Annotated in this window: 1 protein-coding gene and 1 pseudogene; both read left to right on the top strand. The window is 71.4% G+C overall.

What is annotated here, in order from left to right:
- Window positions 1-91 (top strand): annotated as a pseudogene (locus ACFR9S_RS11135) (LysE family translocator); the annotation flags it as partial.
- A 52-nt stretch (window positions 92-143) separates the two neighbouring features.
- A complete protein-coding gene (locus ACFR9S_RS11130; RefSeq protein ID WP_379818667.1) occupies window positions 144-1190 on the top strand; it encodes an NAD(P)-dependent glycerol-1-phosphate dehydrogenase in 1047 nt (348 codons plus the stop codon).
- Window positions 1191-1429 lie beyond the last annotated feature (239 nt).

Genomic DNA, 1429 nt, shown 5'->3' with positions numbered 1-1429 from the left:
GTTCGCGCCCGCGGTCGCGGCCGTCAGCGCGCTCGTGCTCGCCGGCTTCGGCGTCAGCTTCCTGTTCGAGGCGTGGCGTACGCTGGCCTGAGCGGGCGTCGACTGACGAACCGTTTTTCACCGCCGCACCCGACCACCGGAGCATGTTCGACAAATCGACGTGGATCCGGCTCCCCCGGAACGTCGTCGTCGGCCACGGGGCCCTCGACGACCTCGGCGACGCAGTCGGGGAGCTCTACCTCTCCGGGACGCCGCTGATCGTCACCAGCCCCTCGCCGAACCAGATCGTCGGCGACCGCGTCCGCGAGCAGCTCTCCGGCGCGGAGACGGTGATCGTCGCCGAGGCGGGGTTCGAGCAGGTCCAGAACGTGATCGACGCCGCCCGCGAGGTCGACGCCGGCTACCTCGTCGGCCTCGGCGGCGGCAAACCGATCGACACCGCGAAGATGGCCAGCGACGAGCTCGACGTGGGGTTCGTCTCCGTCCCCACGGCTGCGAGCCACGACGGCATCGTCTCCGGTCGCGGGTCGATCCCGGAAGGCGACACGCGCCACTCCGTCGCCGCCGAGCCGCCGCTGGCAGTCGTCGCCGACACCGACGTGATCGCCGACGCGCCGTGGGAGCTCACGACCGCCGGCTGTGCGGACATCATCTCGAACTACACCGCGGTCGCGGACTGGCAGCTCGCCCGGCGGCTCAAGGGCGTGGAGTACTCGGAGTACGGCGGCGCGCTCGCCCGGATGACCGCGGAGATGCTGGTCGACAACGCCGACCTGATCCGGCCGGGGCTGGAGGAGTCGGCGTGGATCGTGGTGAAGGCGCTGGTCTCCTCGGGCGTGGCGATGTCGATCGCGGGCTCCTCCCGGCCCGCCTCGGGCGCGGAGCACCTGTTCTCCCACCAGCTCGACCGGATCGCGCCGGGACGGGCACTCCACGGCCACCAGGTCGGCGTCGGCTCGATCATGACGGCGTACCTCCACGACGGTCCCGACGGGCTGTGGCAGGACATCCACGAGGCGCTGGAGAGCCTCGACGCGCCGACGACCGCCGCCGATCTGGGGCTGAGCGACGACGAACTGCTGGAGGCGCTCACGACCGCCCACGAGATCCGCGACCGCTACACGGTGCTGGGCGACGGGATCACCGAGAAGGCGGCGCGGGAAGTGGCGGAGACGACCGGGGTTATCTAACCGGTCACGGCGCGTGACCTGCCGCGAGCTTCGGCTCGCGGCCACGGAGCTCGATGCCGTGGCTGTGTCGGACCTTCTTCGGCGTGTGACCTGCTGCGGCCTCCGTGCCGCAGCCACGGAACTCGACGCCGTGATTATCGACCCAGTGAGCCGTCGCTCGGGGAACTGAGAACGTCCCCGGCCGGGGAGCGAGCGCCCGGGGACGAAGGAACGCGGCGCGCCCTCTGCCTGGTGGGGTG

The organism is Halolamina salina (assembly GCF_042678005.1).
GTDB lineage: Archaea > Halobacteriota > Halobacteria > Halobacteriales > Haloferacaceae > Halolamina > Halolamina salina.
Note: the sequence above shows the minus strand (reverse complement) of the source record. Positions and strands in the feature narration are given on the sequence as shown.

Bases quoted from the DNA above. Each gene is read 5' to 3' on its own strand.
- ACFR9S_RS11130 (WP_379818667.1), top strand. From the start codon at position 144: ATGTTCGACAAATCGACGTGGATCCGGCTCCCCCGGAACGTCGTCGTC.